Source organism: Pseudomonas sp. 05N434 (assembly GCF_056396965.1).
The window spans coordinates 1-6,805 of sequence record NZ_JBFTMK010000256.1 but is presented as its reverse complement, the minus strand read 5'-3'; the positions used below and the strand labels follow the sequence as shown (position 1 = coordinate 6,805).

Annotated in this window: 6 protein-coding genes; 3 read left to right on the top strand and 3 right to left on the bottom strand. The window is 61.1% G+C overall.

Features of this window, described 5'->3' with window-relative positions; translation table 11 throughout:
• Window positions 1-134 precede the first annotated feature (134 nt).
• A complete protein-coding gene (locus AC1DLB_RS16985) occupies window positions 135-1,511 on the bottom strand; it encodes an aminotransferase-like domain-containing protein (protein WP_477743491.1) in 1,377 nt (458 codons plus the stop codon).
• A gap of 300 nt (window positions 1,512-1,811) precedes the next feature.
• Window positions 1,812-2,573, bottom strand: coding sequence for an SDR family oxidoreductase (locus tag AC1DLB_RS16980; RefSeq protein WP_064616537.1), 762 nt, complete (start codon window positions 2,571-2,573; stop codon window positions 1,812-1,814).
• A 235-nt stretch (window positions 2,574-2,808) separates the two neighbouring features.
• Between AC1DLB_RS16980 and AC1DLB_RS16975 the strand changes: the two genes are divergently transcribed.
• On the top strand, window positions 2,809-3,813 hold the full coding sequence (locus AC1DLB_RS16975) for an NADP-dependent oxidoreductase (RefSeq protein WP_018926267.1): 1,005 nt from the start codon (window positions 2,809-2,811) through the stop codon (window positions 3,811-3,813).
• 72 nt (window positions 3,814-3,885) lie between these two features.
• Here AC1DLB_RS16975 and pyrF read toward each other — a convergent pair whose 3' ends face one another.
• Window positions 3,886-4,584, bottom strand: coding sequence for an orotidine-5'-phosphate decarboxylase (pyrF, locus tag AC1DLB_RS16970; RefSeq protein ID WP_167331181.1), 699 nt, complete (start codon window positions 4,582-4,584; stop codon window positions 3,886-3,888).
• A 292-nt stretch (window positions 4,585-4,876) separates the two neighbouring features.
• On the opposite strand from pyrF, the gene AC1DLB_RS16965 reads away from it, so the two are divergent.
• Entirely contained in the window at window positions 4,877-5,635 is a 759-nt protein-coding gene (locus AC1DLB_RS16965; RefSeq protein WP_477785319.1) for a response regulator, read from the top strand.
• Entirely contained in the window at window positions 5,635-6,687 is a 1,053-nt protein-coding gene (locus tag AC1DLB_RS16960; RefSeq protein WP_477743492.1) for a sensor histidine kinase, read from the top strand. The genes AC1DLB_RS16965 and AC1DLB_RS16960 overlap by 1 nt, the downstream gene beginning before the upstream one ends.
• Window positions 6,688-6,805: the final 118 nt, after the last annotated feature.

Genomic DNA, 6,805 nt, shown 5'->3' with positions numbered 1-6,805 from the left:
GGCTCCGTCCCTTCGGGTTGCGCGCCAACGTGCGCGAGGCTGCGTTGCGGGATTTGCCAAGGGAACAACCATTGGCGGCATCCCGCGCCTTGCCTCGCGCACGTTGGCATCGCAACGCGGCTCGCCACCAAACGTCAACAGACCCTGGCGGTAGCCTGAAAAAATGCCCGAGCACGAGGATCACAGGCATAGGCAACGTTGATGCGCTGCCAGTCATGAGCCTCGCCGGTGGGGCTGAATGCCGTTGCGCAAGACAGCAGGATGCCGAAGCGTCGCGCCTGAACCTGCACCTGAACGGCGTCGGCCTTGCGCGATCGCGCCCAGATGAACAGGCCACCTGCGGGTTTGCCGAAAACCTCCCATTCCGCGTCTTCAAGCACCTGCAAGGCCGCGTCCCTGTCGGTGCTTAAACGCTGGCGCTGACGCTGCACCAATTTGCGATAGGCACCACTGGCCAATAAAGAAGCCAGCACCGATTCGCAAAACCGTGAAGCACCCATGCTGCTGATCATCTTGACCTCGGCCAGTCGCGCAATGACGTCGGCACCCGCCACGACAAAGCCGACCCGCAACGAACTGCTGAGGGTTTTGGAGTAGCTGCCGACGTAGATCACGTTGTCATCGATACCCAGTGCCGCAAGACGCGTCCCGGGACCGCGGTACAAATCCGCATAGACGTCGTCTTCGATCACCAGTACGCCATGCTTTCTGGCCAGCTGCATAACCTGCCGAGCCACGCCCAGGGTCAAACTGCTGCCGGTGGGGTTGTGATAAAAACTGTTGATGAACAAGCCACGGGGTTTGTATTTCAGCAACAGTGCCTGGAGTGCTTCGGTGTCGGGTCCGTGAGGCGTTCGTGGGACTTCGATCATGCTGACCCCGTGCAGCCTGAGCAAATCGAACAGCATCGAATAACCGGGGTTCTCCACCACCACGCAATCGCCCGGTTTGAACAACGTGCGCACGATCAGGTCGAGCCCATGACTGGCACCCGCCGTGGTGAGGATTCGACTTTCATCCACCGCGATATCCAGCTGCTTCAGTCGTTTGAGGATCTGTTGGCGCAGGGCAAGCAGGCCCAGCGGTGTGCTGTAGTTGAACAAACCGGCCATATCGGTGCGGCTGACCTGGCGTATGGCATAGCTCAGGTCGTCAGTCTCGCGCCAGCTTTCGGGTAATCCGCCGCAACCCAGCTTCAGTTCGCCCGCGACGCCACTCTGCTGCTCAACCCCCTCGAACCAGGAAAAATCCCGTTGCCCGTGAGCGGCAAGCGCCGTTGCCGCGACAAAGAAACCCGCCCCGCTACGCGTGGCCAGCACACCTTGGGCCACTAACCGTTCACAGGCCTCGACAACACTGGGTTGGCTGAGCAGATTGATCCGCGCGATTTGCCGCACGGAAGGCAAACGTGTCCCCGGCGACACCTCGCCACGATGAAGCCAGTCGGCCATCGCGTCGACGATTTGCTGCACGACCGGCACCAATGCCTGTCGATCGATTCTCAACTCCATGAGCAAGCAAACTCCTGTCTGTTTTGCGGAAAACAGTTAATCACAGGAGCGCTCGACAAGATGTGCGACAAAACCGCCAAAACCGTCGGTTCTAACCATTTGAAACACAATGCCCGGTGTTTTCACGGAACCGATGGCAGTGTGCGTAATGCTGAGAAACCTGTGGCGAGGGAGCTTGCTCCCGCTTGAGTGCGTAGCACTCACAAAAACCGGCAATGGTTGTCAGATTTTTGGGGCCGCTACGCAGCCCAGCGTGAGCAAGCTCCCTCGCCACAAAAGCAGGTATATCGAAACGCCTGATTAAAACGCCGTAACCCCACCATCCACCGCCAGCGAATGACCGGTGGTGAACGCCGCGCCGTCGCTGCACAGGTACAGCACCGCGCTGGCAATCTCCTCGACCTTGCCGATACGTCCGACCGGGTGCATGGCATTGGCGAACTCGCCCTTCTTCGGGTCCGCTTCATAGGCCCGACGGAACATGTCGGTGTCGATCACCGCCGGGCACACCGCATTCACGCGAATCTTTTTCTTGGCGTATTCGATGGCCGCCGATTTGGTCAGGCCGATCACCGCATGTTTGGAGGCAGCGTAGATGCTCATCTTCGGCGCAGCCCCCAGGCCGGCGACCGAAGCGGTATTGACGATCGCGCCGCCGCCCTGGGCCAGCAGCAATGGCAACTGGTACTTCATGCACAGCCAGACGCCTTTGACGTTGACGCCCATGATCGCGTCGAACTCATCGAGCGTGCCCTCGGCCAGTTTGCCTTTCTCGATTTCGATACCGGCATTGTTGAAGGCATAGTCGAGACGGCCGTAGGCATTCACGACCTCGTCCATCAGATTTTTTACATCGCTTTCCACAGTGACATTGCAGCGCACGAAGGTCGCGTCACCGCCGGCAGCGCGAATCAGCGCCACAGTGCCTTCACCACCGGCCACGTCCAGATCGGCCACCACCACTTTCAACCCTTCGGCGGCGAACGCCAAAGCGGTTGCGCGGCCAATCCCATTGGCCGCGCCCGTCACAACGGCGACCTGGCCGGAAAACGTCATGCTCATTGTTATGTCCTCGAAGAGAAGAATGTGGGGAGTCACGTGTTTTCAGTTAGCCACAGCGCCTTGTGACACGGCAGCACTATCAGAAGGCCGGTTGGGCGCCCATGAGTGGCAGTGATGGAACTGCCGCCCTGACTATCACTGCACTGGATCGATGTGCATTCGCCGTGTCAGCCAACCTTGCAGCATCGTCCATGAAGGTCTATCAACAAGGCTTCATTCATCTTGAGTGCCTGTCATGACTACCCAGACCAATCGCCAGTTCCTGCTCGCCAAACGTCCCGTGGGGCCAGCTACCCGCGAGACGTTCACCTATCAAGAAGTACCAGTCGGTGAGCCTGCGGCAGGTCAGATCCTGGTCAAGAACGAATACCTGTCCCTGGACCCGGCCATGCGTGGCTGGATGAACGAGGGCAAGTCCTACATCCCTCCGGTCGGCATTGGCGAAGTCATGCGCGCACTGGGCGTAGGCAAGGTCATCGCCTCGAACAATCCGGGCTTTGCTGTCGGGGACTACGTCAACGGCGCCTTGGGTGTGCAGGATTACTTCCTTGGCGAGCCGCGAGGTTTCTACAAGGTCGATCCGAAACTAGCGCCGCTGCCGCGTTATTTATCCGCGCTGGGCATGACCGGAATGACCGCCTACTTCGCCCTGCTCGATGTCGGCGCGCCGAAAGCCGGCGACACCGTGGTGTTGTCGGGCGCGGCCGGTGCGGTGGGCAGCATCGCCGGGCAAATCGCCAAGATCAAAGGTTGCCGGGTGGTCGGCATCGCCGGCGGCGCGGACAAGTGCAAGTTCCTGATCGATGAGCTGGGTTTTGACGGTGCCATCGATTACAAGAACGAAGACGTGATCGCCGGCCTCAAGCGTGAATGCCCGAAAGGCGTCGACGTGTATTTCGATAACGTCGGCGGCGATATTCTCGACGCCGTGCTGAGCCGCCTGAACATGAAGGCACGGGTGGTGATTTGCGGTGCCATCAGCCAGTACAACAACAAGGAAGCGGTCAAAGGCCCGGCCAACTACCTGGCCTTGCTGGTCAACCGCGCGCGGATGGAAGGCTTCGTGGTGATGGATTACGCCGCACAGTTCGCCGCTGCCGGGCAGGAAATGGCCGGCTGGATGGCCAAGGGGCAGCTCAAGAGCAAGGAAGACATCGTCGAGGGACTGGAAACATTCCCGGAGACGCTGATGAAGTTGTTCAGCGGCGAGAATTTCGGGAAGTTGGTGTTGAAGGTATAAAAGCTTCGCGGGCAAGTCGGATCGCCGCACCGCTCGCTCCTACAGGAGCGAGGCTTGCCCGCGAATCGCCGCTTAAGCGATTTCTGCGACGACCGCCGCCAACGCCTTGGCCGGATCCGCCGCCTGGCTGATCGGACGGCCGATCACCAGGTAATCGGAACCGGCATCCAGCGCCTGACGCGGCGTCAGGATGCGGCGCTGATCGTCCAGGGCACTGCCCGCCGGACGAATCCCCGGCGTCACCAGTTGCAACGACGGGTGGGCGGCTTTCAAGGCCTGGGCTTCCTGGGCCGAGCAGACCAGACCGTCCATCCCGGCCTTTTCCGCCAGCGCGGCCAGGCGCAGCACCTGCTCCTGCGGCTCGATGTCCAGGCCAATACCCGCCAGATCCTCACGCTCCATGCTGGTCAGCACGGTCACGCCGATCAACAGCGGTTTCGGGCCGCTGCGCTGATCGAGCACTTCGCGGCAGGCGGCCATCATGCGCAGGCCGCCGGAGCAGTGCACATTGACCATCCATACGCCCATTTCCGCAGCCGCCTTGACGGCCATGGCGGTGGTATTCGGAATGTCGTGGAACTTGAGGTCCAGGAACACTTCGAAACCCTTGTCGCGCAAGGTGCCGACGATTTCCGAAGCGCAACTGGTAAACAGTTCTTTACCGACTTTGACCCGGCACAGTTTCGGGTCCAGTTGATCGGCCAGCTTCAGTGCGGCGTCACGGGTGGGGAAATCCAGGGCGACGATGATAGGCGTCTGGCAGGCGGACATGAGTGGGCTCTCAGGCAAGTCGAAATCGGCGCGCATTGTAGCGGAACCAGCGCCGCTGCGGGACCCGATGATCGGTAATTCGTCGTCGCGGCTCAGGCAAGACTAGCTGCTGCGGCAATTGTGTCGACCCCGATACACACACGACACGCCCACAACACCCTTCAACGCTACCCTCGTCAGCCGCAACAAGCCCTACAGCACTTCCCGCCTCACGGCCGGACGCCTATGCTGAAGCCACAACCTCGCAGCCTATCTTTGTGGTTGGCAGCCTACCTGGCAGATGAACGCACGCATGCACAATTCCCCAGCACCTCTGAACGACGATCAAAAAGCGCCGGCCGATGACAAACGCTGGAGCATTCGCGCCCTGATCGTCGACGATGACGTTCCGATCCGCGAACTGATGATCGACTACCTGGCCCGTTTCAATATCCACGCCAGCGGCGTCTCTGATGGCGCCGCCATGCGTCAGGCGCTGCAAGCCGAGCATTTCGATGTGGTGGTGCTCGATCTGATGCTGCCGGGTGAAGATGGTTTGTCGCTGTGCCGCTGGCTGCGCGCCGAATCGGACATCCCGATTCTGATGCTCACCGCCCGCWGCGAACCCACCGACCGGATCATCGGCCTGGAGCTGGGCGCCGACGACTACATGGCCAAGCCGTTCGAGCCGCGGGAACTGGTTGCGCGGATTCAGACCATTCTGCGTCGGGTGCGCGACGACCGTACTGAACAGCGTGCGAATATTCGCTTCGACAACTGGCGATTGAACAGCGTGTTGCGCCAGTTGATCGCCGCCGATGGCCTGGTGGTGCCGCTGTCCAACGCCGAATTCCGTTTGCTTTGGGTGTTCATCGAACGGCCGCGCCGGGTGCTCAGCCGCGAACAACTGCTGGACGCGGCGCGCGGTCGCTCGATCGAAGCGTTTGATCGCAGCATCGATCTGTTGGTGTCGCGCCTGCGCCAGAAACTGGGCGACGACCCGAAAGCCCCGCAGTTGATCAAGACCGTTCGCGGTGAGGGTTATCTGTTCGACGCACGAGACATCAGCTGATGCGTGCGCGCTTCGATACGCTGTTCGGCCGCCTGTTCGGCGTGCTGTTGGTGGCGATCGTACTGGCGCACTTGTTAGCTTTTTTATGGTTCAAACATTACGGGCCGCCCCCGCCTCCCCCACCGCCACCGGGTTTTTCCGAGCGCTTCGACGGCCCTCCCCCACCAATGGACCCGCGTTTCGGCAATCGACCACCGCGGCCATGGTTCGGCGGGCCGCTGGTGCCACTGACCTTTCAGTTTGTCTCGCTGATCATCGCCGCCTGGTACGGCGCCAAGCTATTGACCCGCCCGATTCAGCGCCTGAGCGACGCCGCCGAGCGCCTGAGTGAAAATCTCGACAGTCCGCCGCTGGATGAGTCCGGCCCACGGGAGGCGCGGCAAGCGGCGCACACTTTCAACCTGATGCAGAAACGCATTCTTGAACAAATGCAGCAACGTTCGCGCATGCTCGGCGCGGTGTCCCATGACCTGCGCACACCGCTGTCGCGACTCAAGCTGCGGCTGGAACAGATCGACGATGAGAAGCTGCAAGGCCAGATGCGTCAGGACCTGGACGACATGATCGGCATGCTCGATTCCACCCTCACCTACCTGCACGAGCAGCGCACCAGCGAGGCGCCACAATGGATGGACGTGCAAGCGCTGGTGGAGTCCCTGAGTGAAAACGCCCAGGACCAGGGCGCCGACGTCCAGGCCCGCGGCCATTGTGCCCCGCTGCAGGTTCAACCGATGGCTTTGCGCTCGTGCATCAACAACCTGCTGGACAACGCCTTGCGTTATGCCGGGGACGCGCTGATCACGCTTGAGGACAGTCGCGAACAACTGGTAATCCGGGTCATTGACCATGGCCCGGGTATCGCGGCGGAAAAACGTGAAGCGGTGTTTGAACCGTTCTTTCGCCTGGAAGGTTCGCGTAATCGCAACTCCGGCGGCGTCGGCCTGGGCATGACCATCGCCCGGGAAGCCGCGGAGCGTTTGGGCGGGCAGTTGAGCCTGGAAGAAACGCCCGGCGATGGTCTGACCGCCGTCATCCACCTGCCCCGCGTCTAAGCCCGCATCCACAGGATCCGGGTCTGACTGGATAAGTTGTGTGTACCCATCGGTACAAATCCCACATACCCACGACAACTTGCCCCTTGAGGCTGCATAAGCCGGTGCACCCACCGGT

Coding starts and splice junctions, on each gene's coding strand:
- AC1DLB_RS16985 (WP_477743491.1), bottom strand. CDS start 1,511: ATGGAGTTGAGAATCGATCGACAGGCATTGGTGCCGGTCGTGCAGCAA.
- AC1DLB_RS16980 (WP_064616537.1), bottom strand. CDS start 2,573: ATGAGCATGACGTTTTCCGGCCAGGTCGCCGTTGTGACGGGCGCGGCC.
- AC1DLB_RS16975 (WP_018926267.1), top strand. CDS start 2,809: ATGACTACCCAGACCAATCGCCAGTTCCTGCTCGCCAAACGTCCCGTG.
- pyrF (WP_167331181.1), bottom strand. CDS start 4,584: ATGTCCGCCTGCCAGACGCCTATCATCGTCGCCCTGGATTTCCCCACC.
- AC1DLB_RS16960 (WP_477743492.1), top strand. CDS start 5,635: ATGCGTGCGCGCTTCGATACGCTGTTCGGCCGCCTGTTCGGCGTGCTG.